Raw genomic sequence first — 17,612 nt, forward strand, 5'->3', positions numbered from 1 at the left:
GAGAAGGGAAGAAGGGATGCGCGCAGAGGAGGGCGAGGGGCACGGGTCGGGGGGTGTGAGGCGATCAGCGCCCCGCGAACTCCGCGAGCGAGCCGCCCAGTTGCTCCCGCAGCCGGGTCAGCGCTCGCGAGCTGCGGGTCCGCACCGCCGCCGAGCTGACGTTCATCGCGTCGGCGGTCTCCTCGACGCTGCGGTCCTCCCAGTACCGCAGCACCAGGACCGCCCGGTCCTTCGGCGCGAGCCGCCCCAGCGCCTCCAGCAGGGTCAGCCGCAGCGCGGGATCGCCGCCGGCCGGTGCGCCCGCATCGGGGAACTCCCCGACCGGGCGCTCCCCCGCCGACCGGCGGCGCTGGTGCGTCAGGAAGGCACGCACCAGCACGGTTTGCGCGTACGCCGCCGGATTGTCTATCCGGGAGACGCGCCCCCAGAGGAGGTACATCCGCCCGAGGGTCTCCTGTACGAGATCCTCGGCGAGGTGGGTGTCACCGCTCGTCAGCAGACAGGCCGACCGGTACAAATGCGCCGACCTGCCCGCCGCGAACTCACGGAACCCATCTCTGCGTCCGTACCCCATACGCTCCCCCTCGCGTCCGTCTCACACCAATGACGCGACGGGGGCCGGGAATGTTTCATCCGATCTCAAACCGATGCGGAGGAGCCCGTCTCGGAGAGGTCGTGGAAGTACATGTGGAACTCCTCCCGGACGAACCCCTCCGCCTCGTACAGCCCCTGCGCGACGAGGTTGTCGTACGCCGTCTCCAGCTGCACGCCCGAGACCCCGGCCTCCCGCGCCCGGCGCAGCACCTCGCGCAGCAGCGCGCGGCCCGCGCCGGTACGGCGGCCGGCGGGGGCCACGTACAGGTCGCCCAGCAGCCACGCGGGCTTCATGGCGAGCGAGGAGAACATCGGGTAGACCTGCGTGAAGCCGACCGTGCCCGCACCGGGGACCTCGGCGAGCAGGATGAAGGAATCCCCGCCCGCCAGCCGCTCCGCCAGGAAGGCGCGCGGCCGCTCCGGGTCCTCGACCTCCACCTCGTAGAACTCCAGGTAGCCGCGGAAGAGCTCGGCGGCGGTGTCCAGATCCGCCTCGCCCGCCTCGCGCAGGACCACCTTGTCCCCCTTGTCGGCGGATCCCGCCCCCAGGACTTCACCCTGCGTCGTCCGACCGTTCATGCAGCTCTCCCTCGTCCACTCCCACGCGCCGATCCCATTGTGCGCGGGGGGTCCCAATCCAGCGCCGTCGCCCTACGCTACGGCGCCGATGGTCAGTGGTCCGCGTCCCCGGTGACGGGCTGGGCGGGCAGGGTGAAGACGTGCTGCGGGGTCACGATCTTGGTGATCGCCTCGCCGAACAGGGTGCTCGGCTCCTCTCCCTTCGCGGAGATGTCGGTGTTCAGCATCACCACCAGGGTGGCCTTCGACTGCGGGTCGTAGACGGTCAGCGACTGGTAGCCGGGCAGCGAGCCGTTGTGCCCGATCCACCCCTGGACGTTGAAGATCCCCAGTCCGTAGCCGGTGCCCGGGAGGGCCGGTACGACGTCGAGGCGCTCGGCCTGGGTCGCGGGGGTGAGCAGCTCACCGGTGGCCAGCACCTTGGCCCACTGCCGCAGGTCCGTGAGGTCGGAGATCATCGCTCCGGCGGCCCAGCCCCAGGAGGGGTTCCAGTCGGCCGCGTCCTCGGTCTTCCCCGAGGCCGTCTGGTTCGTGTAGCCCTGGGCGTGCGGGGTCGGGAACTCGGCGCCGGTCGGGAAGAGGGTGTTCTTCAGCCCGGCGGGCTCGACGACCTCCTCGGTGATGTAGTCGGCGAGCGTCTGCCCGCTGACCTTCTCCACGACGAGCCCGATCAGGATCAGGTTGGTGTTGCAGTAGTAGAACTCCGCGTTCGGCTCGAAGAGCACCGGGTGCTTGAAGGAGTACGCGAGCAGTTCTTGCGGGGTGAAGGGCCGGTCGGGGTCGCTGGTCAGCGCCTTGAAGAAGTCCTCGTCGGCCGAGTAGTTGAACAGCCCGCTGCGCATGCCCGCCAGTTCGCGCAGCGTGATGCGGTCGCCGTTCGGCACGCCGTCGACGTACTTGCCTATGGGGTCGTCCAGCCCGATCTTGCCCTCGTCGACCAGCTTCAGCATCGCCGTCACGGTGAAGGTCTTGGTCTCGCTGCCGATCCGCATGTCGAGGCGGTCGGTCATGGGCGCACCGGTGGCCTTGTCGGCCACGCCGAAGGCCCGTACGTACGTCCCCTTGCCCGGCGCCGACAAGGCCACCTGCACCCCGGGCACCTTCGCCTCGTCCATCACCTTCCGGATGGCGTCGTCCAACTGCCGCGCCACGGCGGGGGTGAGCTGCGGAAACTCGTCGGAGACGGCCGAACCGCTCGCCGCCGGGGGTGTCGGCACGTCCACGGCGTACCCGACACCGGCCCCCACGGGCACCATGAGGAGCCCCACGGCGGCTGCTCCCACAGCCGCCCTGCGCAACCGTGTCGTGCTCACCCGTCCAACGTAGCCCCGGGGCGGTTGCCGGGCGACCGGGGGCGGGGCGGGTGCCCCGGCACCGTGTACGGCCGGCTCATTCGGCCCGATAGGCCCGCAGGAACGCGGCCACTCCGCCCGCGATCAGCCGGTCGGTCCGCTCCTCGGAGAGGGGCACGACCTCGTGGTGCGAGAGCTGGGAGAGGGAGTGCGAGGTCAGCGCCATGAAGTGGGCGCCCGCCAGCATCGCGTCGCCGCGCACGTCGATCAGCCCGGCGGCCTCGAGGCCCGCCATCGCGTCGGCGAGCGCGCGGGACACCGGCCCGGGTCCGGCGTTCACCCAGGCCTCCAGCACCTCGCGCGGCACGTGGTCGGCTTCGGCCCGGATGTGGCGGACGAGCGCGAAGTGGTCGGCGTAGTCGGTCATGAGCCCGACGATCCGGTGGGCGAAGGCGACCAGGTCGCGCTCCAGGTCCTCGGGGCGGGGCGGGCGTCCGGGGTTCAGGGCGGCTTCGATCTGGGCGATCTGGGCGTCGCGCACCTGTCCCGAGGTCGAGGTGACGACGGCGGCGAAGAGCATCGCCTTGCCGCCCGGGAAGTGGTTGTAGAGCGTGCGGGTCGAGATGCCGGCGGCGGCGGCGAGCCCGTCGACCGTGGCCCGGGCGTAGCCCTCGCGGCCGAAGACCCCGCGGGACGCGCTCGCGATGGCGAGCTGCTTCTCCAGCTTCCTGGCATTGGTTCCGCTGCTCATTTCGCCTCCACACCCGGGAAGTACAAGAAAACTACAAGCGAAGTACAAGACCACGACCGGGAAGTACAGAAGAAGTACAACGACCGTTGCAGTTTTTACAACGCTCGTTGTAATTTACCGGAAAGGCGGCCGCCCCGAACGGCCGCCCCACCGACGAGGGGACCCCGCCATGCCCGCCGCCCACGCTTCCACCCCCGCCTACGCCCCCGACGAGGACGCGCCGCTGCGCGTCGCCGTCATCATCGGCAGCGTCCGCCAGGGCCGGCAGGGCCCCGCCGTCGCCGACTGGTTCCTCGGCGAAGCGAGCGCCCTCGGCGGCCTCGACCTCGACCTCATCGACCTCGCCGACGTCGACCTGCCCCTGGTCATGCCCGGCTGGGGCGGCTCCCCGGACCCGCAGACGGCCGCCGCCCTCGCGGAGGTCAGCCCGCGGCTGGCCGCCGCCGAGGCCTTCGTCATCGTCACCCCCGAGTACAACCACAGCTACCCGGCCGCCCTGAAGAATCTCATCGACTGGCACCGCGAAGAGTGGCGCGCCAAGCCGGCCGGCTTCGTCTCCTACGGCGGCATCGGCGGCGGCCTGCGGGCCGTCGAGGCGCTCCGGCTGGTCTTCGCCGAGCTGCACGCCGTGACCGTGCGCGACTCCGTCAGCCTGCACGGGCCCTGGTCCGGGATCGGCCGGGACGGCGTACCGCGCGACACCGCCGTCGCCGAGGGCGCGGTCAAGGGCATGGTCGGCCAGCTGGCCTGGTGGGGCCGCACGCTGCGCGACGCCCGCGCGAGCCGCCCGTACCAGGGCTGAGGGCGGCAGGAGGATGCGTACGACGCAGGGACCCGGCGGCCCCGGACAGCCGGCGACGCCCACGGACCCCGTACCCGCCGCGGACCCCGCACTCGCCGCTGACGCCGCCGGCTCCCCGGCCGCCGGCTCCCCCGCCTCCGCCCCGCCCGCTTCCGCATCCCCCGCTTCCGCCCCGCCCGCTTCCGCATCCCCCGCCGCCGCATCCCCCGCACTGCTCCGGCGCACCCTGGCGGTCGTCGTCGCCGGCTCGATCATGTCCGTGCTCGACATGACGATCGTCAACGTCGCCCTGCACCGCCTCTCCGAGGCCTTCCACGCACCCCTCGCGACGATCCAGTGGACCGCCACCGCCTACACGCTCGCACTGGCCGCCGTCATCCCGGCCTCGGCCTGGGCGACGGGCCGCTTCGGCGCCAAACGCACCTACCTCGGCGCCCTCACCCTGTTCACGCTCGGATCGCTCCTCGCCGCCTGCGCCTGGAGCGCGGGCAGCCTGATCGCCTTCCGCGCGGTACAGGGCCTCGGCGGGGGGCTGCTCGTCCCCGTCGGCATGGCCATGGTGATGCGCACGGCGGACCCGGCCCGGCTCGGCCGGGTGATGGCCCTGCTCGGGCTGCCCATCGTCGTCGGGCCGGTGGCCGGACCCGTGCTCGGCGGCTGGCTGGTCGACTCGGCGTCCTGGCAGTGGATCTTCCTGGTCAACCTGCCCATCGGCGTCGTCGCGCTGTTCCTCGCCGCGAAACTGCTGCGCCCCGACACCCCGAGCGCCCCGGCTTCCCCGCCCCGGCTCGACGTACCCGGCCTGCTCATGCTCTCCCCGGGCCTCGCCCTGCTCCTCTACGGCCTGGCCCGCGGCGGGGAAGGCGGCACCTTCACCGCACCCGACGCCCTGCTCCCCACCCTGGCCGGCGCCGCACTCGTCGCCGCCTTCACCCGCCGGGCCATGACCGTCCGCGAGCCCCTCCTCGACCTGAGGCTCCTGCGCGACCGCACCTTCCGGGCAGGCATCACCACGCTCGCCCTCTTCACCTGCGGCTACTTCGGATCCATGCTGCTCGCACCGATGTACTGGCAGGAGGGCCGCGGCATGAGCGCGACGGCGGCCGGGCTGCTGGGCGCACCGACCGGGCTCACCATCGGGCTGGTCATGCAGGTCGCCTCCCGCCGCGTCGACAAGGTCTCCCCGCGCCGCCTGATCCGGACCGGGATCTCGCTGGCCGCGCTGGGCATGACCCTGATCGCCCTCCAGGCGGGCTCACCGGACGTGGCGCCCTGGCGGTTCGTCAGCGCTTCGCTCGTCATGGGCCTCGGCGCCGGCATGGTCATGATGCCCACGATGACCACCACGAGCCGGGACCTCCCCCGCCTCCACCTGAGCGCGGCGACCACCTTCATCAGCATCAACTCGCAGATCGGCGGCTCGGTCGGGACCGCCCTCCTGTCCGTCACCCTGAGCAGCGCGGGCACGACCTCGGCGGGCTTCCGCACCACGTACGCGATCGCGGCGGCCCTCGTCACCCTGGCCCTGATCCCCGCTTCCTTCCTCCCCACACGCCACACCTGACGGTCAGGCACTCCTGACCGTCAGGCACTCCTGACCGTCAGGCCAGCGACTCCGTGGTGCCGTCCGGGTGGATCAGGATGCTGATCGCACCGCCGTAGCGGTCGTCACTGATCGTCGCGGGGGCCGGCCCGCCGATCTGCTGGGCACGCTGCTGGAGGATCGCGATGACGACCTCCTGGATGTCGACGAAGGGCGGGGCCGTCACGGGGACGCCGTCGATCAGGGCCGCGTTCTGGGAGAAGACGCGGACTTCGGCGGCCGGCTGGCTGGGATGCACGGTGCGGTCCCCTTCAGGAACTGGCGGCGAGGACGCCGGTGGGCAGGACTGAGGACACGGCGTAGGTGCCGCGGGACATGCGGAGCAGACGACCCGACTTGGCCATGGCGCACAGGACGTTGCTGACCGACTTCGCCGGATCCTGGTACGCCCCCGGGGGCAGCGCCAGCAGGACGTCCCGGCCGGTGAAGGGACCCGGGAAGGAGGTCACCACCTGCTCGACGGCCCGCCGCAGACTCGGCGTGGTCCACGCGGCGGGCGGGTGCGCCGTCCCGGAAGCGGCGGCCGGTACGGACCGCAGGTGCGTCTCGTGCTGCGCGGTGTCGCGCGCGGCGGGGTGGATCCGGTTCCGCGGCGCGAGGGCGGCGTACTCCTCGATGTGGGAGCCGAGTTCGCACAGCGCCGCGTGCAGGTCCGCCAGTTCCGGCCCGTGCGGGGCGCTGATGCCCGGGGCGCCGAAGGACAGGGTGGTGTCGTCCGGGGCGGCTATCAGCACCGCCGTGAGCGCTTCCATTCGCCGAATCGATTCTGCAAGCCGGTGCAGCAAGGGTTCGAAGACGTCCTGGCGCAGCGCGGAGAGCGGGTCCGTGGTCGCGAGCTCGACGCTCACCGATCCCGTGAGTCCGCTGACCGCCGGACGCTTCGTGGCCTCGTCCCCGGACGCCGCGCGCCACGCCTCCATGCACCGGCGCGTTCGCCGGAAGCCCTCGAGGAGCTCGGGCGCGAGCCCGGAGGAGGGCGTGCGGACCAGGAGTGCGGCGACGTGCCCGGTGGCTTCGAGGGTGGGCAGCGTGGAGTGAACCAGCGGGCCCAGAAGTGCCTTCTGTATGCCCTGGACCGGATCATCGAGCGAGAAGGTGATCCGTTCGCCTGCCGGGGCCGCCATCGATGCCTCGCGTGTGTTGAGGTGCTGTTGAACGACGTGCGGCTGTCCACTTGCCGCGACGCGGTGTGCCGTGTCACTACGGGGGTCGGCCCCCGAGCCCTTGCCCGTGACCGCCCCTGCCCTCGAAAGGGCGGGCCGGGTCGCCCGGTGCTCCTGGAGCGCGTCGAACGCGTCGAGTACGACATCGACTTCCACGAGTCGGTCCCCAGGGTACGGCCGGGAAGCGAGCCGCCCCTGCGCGTCACCGATTCCTATCTGACGGCGGATCCACCGCCGGTCCTGCCGGGTGGTCGCTGCCGCGTAGCCACCGGGATCCGACTGGGCGACGGAGTCCCGCAGGCATTCCGCCCAGAGGGGGCATGAGGAGCAGAGCTGGCGCGCCGCGTGGGCGAGGGCCTGGCGCCTGCGCGCCTGTACCGGGATCCCGCTCACGCCTTCGGGCGGGTTCCTGAGCAGGGGCTGACCGAAGATGTCCGGCCGCCGCTGGCAGGGCAGCGCGGTAACCGAAGCCGCTCTCTGTATGGGTATGGGCGGCATTTTTGTTGCTGTCGTGACCATATGCGATCTCCCCCGAGGCGACCATGACGCAAGGGGACACTAGAACACGTGAGTTGGCAACGGCAAAGTTGTCTCATCCGGCAGTTTGTGCACGCGCCGCCCCCGAGGGCGACGGTCCATCGATCAACTAACCGTCCGTGTCCCCGGTCGATGCGGTGCGTCGCGATCCGATGCCCTTCACCCGTGCGAACCAGCCACGGACCGCCGCGATTCCGCCCCCACGCGCCGTCAGCACCAGCACCAGGCCGAGGAACCCGAGGGGAACGGAGAGCGCCGGAAAGACCGTTCCCACTCCGGACGTCACGAGGAGAACCAGGTCTGCGGCAACCACGGTGACGCCGCGGCGGCCGGGGTGGTCCTTGGCCATCCAGGCTCCGAGCAGCGCCATCCCGGCGAGCGCCCAGTACCCGAACACGGCCTGCCCGCTCAGCAGTCCGCTCGCCTGGCCCCGCGCGATGTCGCCCGCGGCCGCGAAGTAGCCGGTGACCGCCGCGGTGATGACCGTCGAGGCGAGCGCCAGCAGCAACTGCCCGCGGCGGCGCAGCAGCCAACCGGTCGCGACCAGGGCGAGCACCGCGCACACCGTGAGGAAGGAGGACATGCCGGCCGAGGCGAGCACGAAGAGGGTGTAACCGGCGGCCAGCCCGAGGACGACGCGCGGGAGCAGGCGCACGGCCCAGTCGTCGCTCTTCTCCTGACCCAGGAAACGACGGAGGGAGCCACGGGCGGCGCTGCCGGCTCGCGAGGGACGAGAGGTCATGCCATGCCGTCCATTCCTGTGGTGAGGGGGCGGGGTGCGAGGTCGGGGGCGGCGCCTGCGCCGGTCCCGGTACCGGCGGACGGGCCGCGGGACGCGGGCCGGGCGGCGGTGGGCGTGGACTTGAAGCCCACCTGCCAGAGCGGAGTACGGACGCTCTTGGGCGGGGCCTGCCCCACCGGCGCCGCGACGGCCTCGGCCTGGGCCCCGGCCTCCTGCGCCGGTGTGGCGGCGGTCAACACCTTGTCGATCTTCGCCTTGCGGGCCTCGGGGGCGTCGGCGGCGAACGCCTTCGGGTCGATGTACCGGGGAAGCGTCGGGTCGTTGAACTGTGCGGCAGCGCGTACCGCGTCGGTACCGGCCTCCGCACGGGTCTCCACCGGCCAGTCCCGAGGTGCCTCGTAGGCGAAGTGGATGTTGTCCAGCCCGACCTTCTCATTGGCGCAGAGGGTGCGCAGTTCCTCCTGGTGGAGGATCGACAGCGTGTGAGCGGTCTGCCCGAAGACGACCGCCCGCCCCTCGGCCACCTCGGCGTAGGACGTGGAGATCCGGCCCCAGCACTCCCTGGCGTACCCCGGATTGAAGCCCTTCTGCGCACCACCGAGCGCCCCGATGACCGCGTCTTCCCAGAGGAACATGTCGTCGAGTTCACGACCGCCCTCGGTGGTCTCCAGTGTCTGCGCGACTCCGGGATTGGCCTTGTTCCGCTGGGCCGCCCACTCCTCCGCGATGAAGCGCTGGTCCAGGAAATGGACGCCCTTGTTGTTCGGCGGCGCCTCCGGGTGCTCGATGCCGAAGGACCAGAAGGCACTGATCGGGTGTGTGCCCTCGGGCGCGACCAGCTTCTCCTTGTCCTTGACCAGGCTGTCGATGTAAGCCTTCGGCTTCATCTGCTTCGCCTCGGCGGCGGCTTTGATGCGCTCCACCACGGACTCGGGGTCACGCCTCGCCTCCAGGGTCGCCTGGTACCGGGCGTTCGCCCGGCGCAGGGCTCCCTGTTCGATGTACTTCGGTATCGGTTCCGGGCTCACCGTCGCCCGGCCTTCAGGGGACGGGGATAGACCCGGAGTGCCATGTTGACGGCCCCGTCGTCGGACCCGTCCGCGGTACCCATGCCGGGAGTGACGGTCAGGCTGACGAGGGCTCCGCCCGGAGCCGCAAGCTCCCAGTAGGCGATCCGATAGGGGCGCTTCTCCCGGAACCGGGTCTCCGGCTTCGGGACGACATAGTCATCGAGCTCATCCGGGAAGAAAGCGGAGTCCCAGGTGCCTTCCCAGGCCGGCTCGCCCAGCACCGAGGACACGGCGCCCTGGTAGACCGGCCAGGCCCGATCGGCCTCGGCAAGCACCTGCGGGTTGCCTTCCGGGCTGTCCGCCGACGCGCCCCACACCCAGTGGGAAAGGTTCTGCACGGGCGCCCAGCTCCCGCCCTGCGCGTGAAGCGTCAGCTCGCCACCCGTGTCCGTCACCACGTTGAGCACGTACTCGAACTGGGTCGGCGTCCACCCGAACTGCGCGCACCACATGTCCAGGCCCTGCCCGGCGAGCGGCGGGCCGTTCCACACGGTCTCCCAGTGCACGCCCGACAGCCCGCGCAGCTCGGTGACCAGCTCCTGCGGGGTCCGGTTCACCGGCGGTTCGAAGGTCGTGCCCATGTCCCTGTCTCTTTCTCGCGTCTCGTACGTCACAGCAGCCAGCCGGGGCCGGCCACCGCTTCGGGGTCGGCCGGTCCATGGCAACTGAGAGAGATCGTCCCACTGCCCGCACCCCGGCCCGACCGGCAGTCCAGGTCGAGCACGAACACCGGGGCGAGCGGGTTGGCGTAGCTCCACTGGGCGAGCCGGTACGGGGCCTGGTGCTCCAGCCGGTCCTCGGCGTCGCCCCAGCGGCCGGGAGCGGGCGGCGGCGGGAAGTCGGGACTGTCCCAGGAGCCCTGCCAGCCAGGAGGGCCCAACAGGGTCGTCATCCGGGCGAGGTGGGCCTCGTAGCGGTCGAGGGCGACCGCCACGAGCCCGGCGTCCCCGGACGCCGCGTCCTCGCGGGCCTTCCAGACCGTGTACGAGGCGCGGGTCACGGGCCGCCCGGGAGCGGCCGAGGCGGCCAGGTGCAGGCGACCGCCCCGCCGCGTACGGACCCACAGCCCCGACTCGGCCCAGAGCGGCTGCCACCCGAAGGCCTCGCACCACTCCCGGCGCTCAGCCTCGCCCGCCGGGATCCCGTCCCATACGGTGCGCCAGTCCACCCGCAGGAGCGCGCCCAGTTCGGCGGCGAGCTCCCGCGGCGGGTGGTCGGTGATCAGGCGTGCCACGGGCAGTCCTCCTAGCGGGATATCCGACCGTCGCCGTCACGGGGCGGCGGAGGCTGGCGGGGAGGGGTCGGCTGGCGGGGCGCGGTCGGCGGCGGCGACTGCGGCATGCGCGGGTCCGCACTCCGCGCGGGCTGCTGCCGCGGCGGAGCCGCGTCGTCACCGCTGACCCGGCCTCCGGAACGCGGAGCCGGCAGCGGCGCGGGCCCGGGGGCCTGCGGTGCGGGCGCGGGCGCGGGCGCGGACGGTGCGGCGGGGGCCGGTGCGGCAGGGGCTCCCTGCTGCGGCGCCGGCTGGGTGGACGCGCTGACCCGTCCACTGCGACGACGGGGCTGCTGGGATCCCTGGTCCGGGGACGGTGTGCCTTCCGGAGCCTCGTCCCTCTTCTTCACCATCTCGTCGTACTGGTTCTGCTGGATCTCCGCCCCCATTGCCGCGGACTTGCGCTGCTTCCGCTTGGTGTTGCTCGGGGCGACCCAGCCACCCTTCTGCAGGCGTCCCTTGAGTACGGCATTGTCCATGCCCCGGCCGACGTTGCCGGCGCCCCGGCCGGCCACCCGGCCCGCGAACTTCGCCGTCCTCGCCGTCCCGGAGGCGACACCCGAGGCGGCACCGGCGGCGACGCGGCCGCCCTGCGCGCCCAGCTTGCTGGTCAGCGTGTTCGCCATGTCCCCGACGCCCAGCGCGTCTTCGGCGCCCGCGATCTTCGGGCTGTAACTGCCCGAGAGCAGCTTCTTCAGCATCATCACTACGGCGATCGTGACCAGCAGGAGCATCAGCAACTGCATACCGAGGGATATCCGGGCAGGCAGGATCATCTGGTACAGCACCAGCAGCACGGTGAGGACGACACCGAAACCTGCACGCAGCACGAAGCTGTGAATGAAGGTCTCCAGCCAGCCCTTGAGCAGCTTCTGCTGGGACGGATGAATGCCCAGCGTGGCGATCAGCGGCAGCATGATGATCATGATCAGAGTCACGGCGTGCCACAGCAGCGTGAGCGCACTGAGCACGATCACCATGATGCCGACGATCAGGGCGGCGACCAGGGAGTAGAAGGAGATCGCGAGCCGGTCACCGGCGTTGTGGCCGGCCCACTCCTCGAAGGAGACCGGATAGATGAATCTGTCCCCGTCCTCGGGCTTGTGGTTCTTGCCCTTGCCACCCGCCATCTCGTATCGGATGGGAATCCAGCTGTCGTTGTACTTGTCGAGCGACTTTTCGATCTCTTTGTTGGTACGGGCCTGCGACACCAACTGGCGCACTCGGAGATCCTCGCAGCGGGCACTTCCGGGGGCGCCCCAGTCACACTTGCTTTTGCCCTTCGGTACGCAGTCCTCCCGGGCACCGCCATCCTTGTTCTTGAAGATGCAGTTGGTGCCGGGCTCGCCAAACTGCCCCAGAGCCCACGGACGGAAGAGCAGGGTGTCGTACATGGCACAGCTGTTGACCCGTACACCGCGGTTGCGCGCATCCTCGGGCAGGTCACAAGGGGGCGGCATCGTCCCGGAAAGGCCACCCAGGACTGCCTCACTGAGCAGGGCATTGGCCTGAGCGATGCCCGAATCCGCCGTGTCGATGAACTTGTTGTAGTTACTACCGGTGAGCATGACCACGACGGCGACGGTGGTCAAAGAGGCCCAGGCAACGCCCGACCAGGCCTCTCGCATCTCGTTCTTGCGCCATTTGCCGAACACCCAGATACCCGTGAGTGAGATCATGACGGGTACTGCAGGTATGAAGAGCTTCAGCTTGAGCGTCTCCACGGCACTGTCGCGCCCCTTGTACAGACCGGAGAGCGGGCTGGGGTTGGAGGCGTACTCCTTGATGGAGATGGCCGAGCGGGTCAGCATCTTGGTGAAGTCGAAGACCGTGTCCGCCAGGCCATTGTTGATGTAATTCATGATGGAGCAGCTGTCGGCGCCGTTGAAGTTCGTCCCCGCAATCCCCCCGTCCTGGGAGGCATCTCCAACACCTCGCATGGTCATGGACCAGTTGAGCCCGCGCACGCCGGCGAGCTCGTACATCGTGTAGTTCTTGGCCTCCAGCGGCATGTCGGGGGGGCCGCCGGTGAAGCCCGTCGTGTCGTTGAGGTTCTTGCCGCGCTTGTCTTCCCACTGCTTGACGGCCGGAATGATGGATTCGATCTGGCCGGGATTGTCCATCTGGTAGCTGTCGCTGCCCGTGAATTCGCAGGCGAAGCTGATGGCGTTCGCCGAGTTGGGCATCGCCATGGTCAGGGCGAGCAGCGCGAACGTCAGGAACGCGCCGACCCGCACCGCACGCCCGGCCGCCTTCACCTGTTGACGGGGCGAGCGTCGGGCGGAGACATCTCCACGTGACTTGGCGCTACGGCGCACGGACATCAGCTTCCTTCTGGATTTCCGCAACGGACGAGTGGTGAGGAAGAGGTGTGGGCTACACCGGGAGGTAGTCCGTCATGATGCAGCCCTCGGCGGTGCTCTCACGCTTGAAGTACCCGCTCGGGATCTTGCTGTTGTAGTCGGCATCGCACGACGCGATGATCAGCCCTGCGTTCTTCAGCGCGGTCGAGGTCTCACCATCGCTGGGAAGGACGGCGAAGTCCGCCCCGACCAGGGCCACCCCGTCCTTCCCTTCTTCCTTCTTCGCCTTGAGCCCCGCCACGAACTTCTTCATGTCGGAGACGGCCAGCATGACGATCGGCTCGCCCCTCTCGGCCTCGCAGAATGCCCGCTCCTTCACACCGCCCTTGGATCCCTCGGGCAGATCCGCAAAGGCCTCGCGGGCCGCCCCGCCGGCCGAGGCCTCGGTCTCCAGGTCCTTGCACACGGCGTACTGGTTGACGAAACGCTCCATCGAGGCGACGTCGTTCGCCTTCGGCAGGCTCTTGCCGCCGGTCCCCGTGGCCGCCTCGTCGCCGTCCCCGCCGCAGGCGGTCAGGGCCGTCAGCGCGAGGAGGGCGGTAGTGGTGACGGTGAGGGTCTTGAACAGGCGCATGAAGGTTCCTTCGGAAGGTCCGGGAAGGGGGCTGTGGGGAGTGGGTGACTACGAGCGAACGTAGTCCGTCATGACGCAGCCCTCGGCCAGACCCTTGAGCTGCTTGTAACCGCTGGGGATCTGGTAGTCGTTCGGGTCACAGGTCAGCAGCAGCATCTTGGCGGCCACCAGTGCGGTGACGGTGTTGTCACCCTCCGGCACGACCGCGAAGTTCTTTCCTACGATGACTTCGAACTTCTCGCCGTCGCGGTTCGCGGCCTGGAACTTCGCCATGTCGGAAATCACCAGCAGCGTGATCACGTTGTGACTGCCGTCGTGGCAGACGGCGCGCTCCTTGATGGCGAAGGCAGGATCCTTGGCCTCCTCCTCGAAGAGCCCCGACCCGTCCTCGTCGAAGGGCTGCAGGTTGTTGCACTGGGCATGCTGATTGATGAACTTCTCGATGGACGCCATGTCGCCGGCCGACGGCAGGTCGGCGCCGTCCTTCGGAGCGCCGTCGTCCTTCGGAGCGCCGCCGCTGATCCCGGCGCCACCGCCGAGGTCCTCGCCGCTCTCGCCGGCGTCGCCCCCGCAGCCGGTCAGGGCCGCCAGCACGAGTACGGCCGTTGCCGTAGCCGCGAGGGTCCTGGACAAGCGCATGGTGTCTCCTTGGGTACGGCTGGTACGGCGTTCGGAAGAGGAATCGGTACGGGCCGGCATCACGACGCGGAGGCCGCGGCCTCTGCCGCCGCGGTCGCCTCCTGCATGAAGGTCCAGTCCCAGACGCTGAGCGGCGGGTCGATCGACTGCCTGCCGGGGCGGGTCGTGCCGTTGGTGTCCGTGGCGGCGAGGATCTCCTTGAAGACCAGGTCCACGGCCACCGTGCCGACCCGCTTGTCGACGTCGCGCTGCAGGCAGACACCCGTACGGAGCTCCTGCAGGGCCGAGACGACCTTGGCGTCGTCCTCGGGCCGGCCGAGCAGCGGGGCCACCAGGGAGGCTTCCTGCGCGGACTTCTGCTTGAAGGCGAAGACCGTGTGGATCTGGTTGGCACCACCGCTGCGGGCTTCGGAGTCCTCGATCTGGACGAGGTCGATGGCCTGCTGGGTGATCAGGACGGTGACCGCGAGGTACGAGCGGCCCTGCTTGAGCGCGCGCCGCATCAGGTCGCGGCCGCTCTCGGTGGCGGTGACGACGTACGCCTCGTCGACGAAGAGGGCCTTGGGCCGCAGGCCGATCTCGCCCGTCACCGGGTTCTTCTCGTAGCCGACGTCGAGCATCTGGCTGCCCAGTTCCACGACCGCCATCAGCGCGGTCGCGGCAAGGCGTTCGGCCGGGTTCCAGTTGCGCGGGTCCGAGGAGGACGGGGACTGGAAACCGCGCAGGGTGATGACCGTCCGGCGCTTTCGCATCGCGGACAGCGTCTGCGGGTGTTCGGCGAAGGCGAGTCGCGCGTACGGCAGGGTCCTCAGCTCGGTGAGGAGCATCTGGGCGAGCTTGAGCTCCTTGATCGCCTCGCGGTCGCCCGAGGAGACCGCGTGGTCGTACGCCTGCACGACCTCGTCGACGACCTGCCACAGCGTCGGCCGCGGCACCTTCTGCTCGGTCTCCCGGGCGGTCAGGCCGTGTTCGGTGGCCTGCCGCATCGCGGAGTTGTACCGGCCGACGACCGTGGCCATCCCCTCGATGACGGGCAGGCGCACGCGCTGGTAGTCCTCGTCGCCGAGGAACCCGCGCAGCATCGACTCGGCGAGCAGCCGGCCCGAGGGCACGTCGCGTGCGACCACCCACGGGTCGAGCACGCCGGCCTGGCCCTTGAGGAGGTCGACCACCTCGGTCTCCGCCCAGAACTCCGGGTTGACCGGCTGGAAGCGGCTCCGCTCGGTACCGAGGATGCCCGAGTCGGCGTCGTGCGCGAACTCCGGGTCGTTCACCTGGGAGCCGAAGCCCAGGTAGTAGCAGAGCTGGGCGAAGTCGGTCTTCGGGTCGATGACCAGGCAGCGCACGCCCGACTCCGACTCCTCGTAGAATTTCTGGAGCGCGAGCGAGGACTTGCCGCCGCCGGACGCGCCGACGATGGCGAGGCCACCGCCGTCGTTGCGGGCGGGCCCGACGTGCAGGGAGTAGTGGACGGGCATCTTCCCGGCCCAGCCCACGAGGTTGCCCACCCAGCCGAGCTGCTTGCCCGACCGGTGTTCGGGGTTGTCGCCGAGCTCGGTGCCCGCGGTGGGCAGCCCGGCGCCGAGCTGCTCGACCTCCTGCAGCCGCAGGTACGGCGCGACGGGCAGCTTGGGGGCGTCGCCCGGCAGCTGGGACTGGAGCAGCCGCCACTGCTGGCGGGTGGGCCGCAGCAGGGTGACCTTCAGGTCCTGCTTGAACTGCATTTCGAGGATGCGGCGGCGGCGTTCCAGCTCGGCGATGTCCGGTGCGGAGATGGTGAAGCGGATCTGCGCCTCCATGCCCGGCATCTTGTGCTCCTCGACGTCGTCGAGGAGGTGCTGGGCGCGGGTGACCTGGTTGGCCAGCTGGGTGCCGGGCGAACGGCCCGAGTTGGCCATGTCGTTCATCTCGTCGACGAGGTTGCCGCTGATCTTCTTCGCCCGGTCCTTGAACTTCAGGTACGGGATCAGGGTGAACCGCATGTCGATCTCGACCGGGAAGTCCACGTGCTGCGAGGCGTAGCGCGCCCAGGCGGTGGACTGCCGGAAGCGGGTCTCGGTGGGCCAGCTGGCGGCCACCAGCGTCGTCGTATAGCTGGTGTGCTGCTCGCCGGTGACCTCGTCGTACTGGTGGAGCACGATGTGCGTCTTGTGGTTCTCGCCGGAGAAGTCGACGACCAGGTCGAACTGGTCCGGGCCCCAGGAACGGGATCCGAGCACCGGCTCGGGCGGCACCGCAAGGTCGCCGTGGAGCGGCTTGCGGATCAGCCAGACCAGCTCCTCGCGGTCCAGCGGCGCGCCGTTCAGGCCCTCGAGGCTCTCGTGCACCTCGCGTGCGACCTGGCTCCACTGGGCCAGTACGCCCGGCGACAGGTACTCGTCGTGCACGCCGGTGGCGCCCGCGGCCGCCTTGTCGGCGGTGCCGCGCAGGGCGCGGGTCAGACCCGGCTCCTCGAACGGGTCGTCGCCGCCGGGGAGCACGCCGCTGCCGCTCGAACCGCGCGCCAGCGAGCCCAGCTTGACCAGCAGGATGTTGCGCTCGCGCGTCGCCCCGATGCGTTCCTGGTACTCCGCCTTGCGGAGGTTGTACGCCTTGTAGTTCTCGGTCGGATCCCAGGCGATGGTGTTGAGCTGGTCGGCCCATTCGAGGGCGGTGATCGGCCGGTACACCTTGCGGTAGTGGCACTCGACGTTGCGGTCGCCGCGGGCGAGGTTGAGCAGCCCGCGGGCGGGGCCCTCGGCCATCGCCTGGAGCTCGGTGGCGTTGAGGTACTCGTCGATGGCGGTGGGCAGAACGATCCCGGTCCACACCGACTCGCCGTGGATGAAGATCAGGTCGTCGGCGTAGCGGTAGGGCAGCCGCATCTCCTCGCGGCGCGTGGACGTGGACTTGGCCTGGTTCCGGGAGCCGCCCGAGTTCCGCGTACCGCCGGAGCCCTGGCCGCCGGAGCCCTGGTTTCCCTGGGACTTCTTGGAACCTGCGGCGGTAATGACCATGGCGATCACGAAGAAGGCGACCGCCCCGCCCAGAAGGATCATCATGATCATGAAGGAGTCATCCTGCGGTCTCGGAGTGTGCGGTGGGGGTGTGTGCGGCTGCGGGGTGCGCCGCGTACGGCTGCGCTTCGGACGGCTGCGCGGCGTACGACGAGCCGTTCCGGGCCGCCGTCACGAGGGCCTCCTCGTACTGCCGGTGCCAGCGCTGCGAGCCCGGCTGCCAGAGGATCACCTGCCAGTGCAGTTCCTCGGGTTCACGGTCGGCGGCCAGCCCCTGCAGACGCTTGGGCTGGAACCAGTAGTCGCCCCAGACCACCAGCTGCTGGCTGAGGGTGAGGGCGGAGGGCAGCGGCCGGCCCCAGACGAAATAGACGCCGACCGGCGGGCCGATGTAGAGCACCGACGTCAGCATCGACAGGCCCAGGAAGGGCAGGAAGGCGGAGAGCGAGAGCAGGGCCACCAGCCACAGGACCGCGAAGCCGAAGGCCGCGCCCAGGGCCGGCAGCAGCAGACCGGGAAGCGGGATGTTGCCCCAGTTCCAGATGCGCTTGGGCCGGTTGAGCAGATCCGTGTGGTCGTAGGCGACCATCGGTTCGGGTCCGTCGGATGCGTTCCCTGCCATCAGCCGATCCCC

The 17,612-nt window shown here is 70.3% G+C and carries 17 protein-coding genes and 1 pseudogene; 2 read left to right on the forward strand and 16 right to left on the reverse strand.

Annotated elements, in window-relative coordinates:
* Window positions 1-64: 64 nt before the first annotated feature.
* From ACFYM0_RS23555 to ACFYM0_RS23570, 4 genes are all read right to left on the reverse strand, one after another.
* Window positions 65-574: a SigE family RNA polymerase sigma factor gene (locus tag ACFYM0_RS23555; RefSeq protein ID WP_388504443.1), complete on the reverse strand. Its 510-nt coding sequence runs from the start codon at window positions 572-574 to the stop codon at window positions 65-67.
* Between the two features lie 65 nt (window positions 575-639).
* Window positions 640-1,173, reverse strand: a complete 534-nt coding sequence (locus tag ACFYM0_RS23560; RefSeq protein ID WP_388504444.1) for a GNAT family N-acetyltransferase — start codon at window positions 1,171-1,173, stop codon at window positions 640-642.
* A gap of 92 nt (window positions 1,174-1,265) precedes the next feature.
* Entirely contained in the window at window positions 1,266-2,429 is a 1,164-nt protein-coding gene (locus ACFYM0_RS23565; protein ID WP_388504902.1) for a serine hydrolase domain-containing protein, read from the reverse strand.
* Between the two features lie 133 nt (window positions 2,430-2,562).
* A complete protein-coding gene (locus ACFYM0_RS23570; protein WP_388504446.1) occupies window positions 2,563-3,216 on the reverse strand; it encodes a TetR/AcrR family transcriptional regulator in 654 nt (217 codons plus the stop codon).
* A gap of 169 nt (window positions 3,217-3,385) precedes the next feature.
* On the opposite strand from ACFYM0_RS23570, the gene ACFYM0_RS23575 reads away from it, so the two are divergent.
* Entirely contained in the window at window positions 3,386-4,018 is a 633-nt protein-coding gene (locus ACFYM0_RS23575; protein ID WP_388504448.1) for an NADPH-dependent FMN reductase, read from the forward strand.
* 13 nt (window positions 4,019-4,031) lie between these two features.
* On the forward strand, window positions 4,032-5,582 hold the full coding sequence (locus ACFYM0_RS23580) for a DHA2 family efflux MFS transporter permease subunit (protein ID WP_388504450.1): 1,551 nt from the start codon (window positions 4,032-4,034) through the stop codon (window positions 5,580-5,582).
* A gap of 37 nt (window positions 5,583-5,619) precedes the next feature.
* Here ACFYM0_RS23580 and ACFYM0_RS23585 read toward each other — a convergent pair whose 3' ends face one another.
* The 12 genes and pseudogenes from ACFYM0_RS23585 to ACFYM0_RS23640 all read right to left on the reverse strand — a co-directional run bounded on the left by ACFYM0_RS23585 (window position 5,620) and on the right by ACFYM0_RS23640 (window position 17,600).
* Window positions 5,620-5,859 carry a hypothetical protein gene (locus ACFYM0_RS23585; RefSeq protein WP_327254251.1) on the reverse strand — a complete coding sequence of 80 codons (240 nt, stop codon included), beginning with the start codon at window positions 5,857-5,859 and terminating at the stop codon, window positions 5,620-5,622.
* 13 nt (window positions 5,860-5,872) lie between these two features.
* A complete protein-coding gene (locus ACFYM0_RS23590; RefSeq protein WP_388504921.1) occupies window positions 5,873-6,745 on the reverse strand; it encodes a hypothetical protein in 873 nt (290 codons plus the stop codon).
* A gap of 282 nt (window positions 6,746-7,027) precedes the next feature.
* Window positions 7,028-7,303, reverse strand: a pseudogene (locus ACFYM0_RS23595) (hypothetical protein); the annotation flags it as partial.
* 127 nt (window positions 7,304-7,430) lie between these two features.
* Window positions 7,431-8,063, reverse strand: coding sequence for a hypothetical protein (locus tag ACFYM0_RS23600; protein ID WP_388504453.1), 633 nt, complete (start codon window positions 8,061-8,063; stop codon window positions 7,431-7,433).
* On the reverse strand, window positions 8,060-9,091 hold the full coding sequence (locus ACFYM0_RS23605) for a hypothetical protein (protein WP_388504456.1): 1,032 nt from the start codon (window positions 9,089-9,091) through the stop codon (window positions 8,060-8,062). Before ACFYM0_RS23605 ends, ACFYM0_RS23600 begins: the two co-directional genes overlap by 4 nt.
* Window positions 9,088-9,714, reverse strand: a complete 627-nt coding sequence (locus tag ACFYM0_RS23610) for a hypothetical protein (RefSeq protein ID WP_388504458.1) — start codon at window positions 9,712-9,714, stop codon at window positions 9,088-9,090. The genes ACFYM0_RS23605 and ACFYM0_RS23610 overlap by 4 nt, the downstream gene beginning before the upstream one ends.
* A 29-nt stretch (window positions 9,715-9,743) precedes the next feature.
* Complete coding sequence (locus tag ACFYM0_RS23615) at window positions 9,744-10,367, reverse strand: hypothetical protein (RefSeq protein WP_388504461.1); 624 nt, start codon at window positions 10,365-10,367, stop codon at window positions 9,744-9,746.
* Between the two features lie 11 nt (window positions 10,368-10,378).
* The gene (locus tag ACFYM0_RS23620) at window positions 10,379-12,724 is read right to left on the reverse strand and encodes a hypothetical protein (protein ID WP_388504464.1); all 2,346 of its coding nucleotides are present in this window, start codon (window positions 12,722-12,724) and stop codon (window positions 10,379-10,381) included.
* A 58-nt stretch (window positions 12,725-12,782) separates the two neighbouring features.
* Window positions 12,783-13,343 carry a hypothetical protein gene (locus ACFYM0_RS23625; protein ID WP_388504467.1) on the reverse strand — a complete coding sequence of 187 codons (561 nt, stop codon included), beginning with the start codon at window positions 13,341-13,343 and terminating at the stop codon, window positions 12,783-12,785.
* A gap of 48 nt (window positions 13,344-13,391) precedes the next feature.
* Window positions 13,392-13,982, reverse strand: a complete 591-nt coding sequence (locus tag ACFYM0_RS23630; protein ID WP_388504469.1) for a hypothetical protein — start codon at window positions 13,980-13,982, stop codon at window positions 13,392-13,394.
* A 59-nt stretch (window positions 13,983-14,041) separates the two neighbouring features.
* The gene (locus ACFYM0_RS23635) at window positions 14,042-17,029 is read right to left on the reverse strand and encodes an ATP-binding protein (RefSeq protein WP_388504472.1); all 2,988 of its coding nucleotides are present in this window, start codon (window positions 17,027-17,029) and stop codon (window positions 14,042-14,044) included.
* Window positions 17,030-17,036: 7 nt separating this feature from the next.
* Window positions 17,037-17,600 (reverse strand): hypothetical protein, encoded by a 564-nt coding sequence (locus ACFYM0_RS23640; RefSeq protein WP_388504475.1) that lies wholly within the window; start codon window positions 17,598-17,600, stop codon window positions 17,037-17,039.
* Window positions 17,601-17,612 lie beyond the last annotated feature (12 nt).

Origin of the sequence: Streptomyces sp. NPDC006487 (genome assembly GCF_042870555.1) — a bacterium.
Taxonomy (GTDB): domain Bacteria; phylum Actinomycetota; class Actinomycetes; order Streptomycetales; family Streptomycetaceae; genus Streptomyces.

Coding starts and splice junctions, on each gene's coding strand:
- ACFYM0_RS23610 (WP_388504458.1), bottom strand. CDS start 9,714: ATGGGCACGACCTTCGAACCGCCGGTGAACCGGACCCCGCAGGAGCTG.
- ACFYM0_RS23560 (WP_388504444.1), bottom strand. CDS start 1,173: ATGAACGGTCGGACGACGCAGGGTGAAGTCCTGGGGGCGGGATCCGCC.
- ACFYM0_RS23580 (WP_388504450.1), top strand. CDS start 4,032: ATGCGTACGACGCAGGGACCCGGCGGCCCCGGACAGCCGGCGACGCCC.
- ACFYM0_RS23555 (WP_388504443.1), bottom strand. CDS start 574: ATGGGGTACGGACGCAGAGATGGGTTCCGTGAGTTCGCGGCGGGCAGG.
- ACFYM0_RS23600 (WP_388504453.1), bottom strand. CDS start 8,063: ATGACCTCTCGTCCCTCGCGAGCCGGCAGCGCCGCCCGTGGCTCCCTC.
- ACFYM0_RS23565 (WP_388504902.1), bottom strand. CDS start 2,429: ATGGTGCCCGTGGGGGCCGGTGTCGGGTACGCCGTGGACGTGCCGACA.
- ACFYM0_RS23630 (WP_388504469.1), bottom strand. CDS start 13,982: ATGCGCTTGTCCAGGACCCTCGCGGCTACGGCAACGGCCGTACTCGTG.
- ACFYM0_RS23590 (WP_388504921.1), bottom strand. CDS start 6,745: ATGGCGGCCCCGGCAGGCGAACGGATCACCTTCTCGCTCGATGATCCG.
- ACFYM0_RS23570 (WP_388504446.1), bottom strand. CDS start 3,216: ATGAGCAGCGGAACCAATGCCAGGAAGCTGGAGAAGCAGCTCGCCATC.
- ACFYM0_RS23575 (WP_388504448.1), top strand. CDS start 3,386: ATGCCCGCCGCCCACGCTTCCACCCCCGCCTACGCCCCCGACGAGGAC.
- ACFYM0_RS23640 (WP_388504475.1), bottom strand. CDS start 17,600: ATGGCAGGGAACGCATCCGACGGACCCGAACCGATGGTCGCCTACGAC.
- ACFYM0_RS23635 (WP_388504472.1), bottom strand. CDS start 17,029: ATGATCATGATGATCCTTCTGGGCGGGGCGGTCGCCTTCTTCGTGATC.
- ACFYM0_RS23625 (WP_388504467.1), bottom strand. CDS start 13,343: ATGCGCCTGTTCAAGACCCTCACCGTCACCACTACCGCCCTCCTCGCG.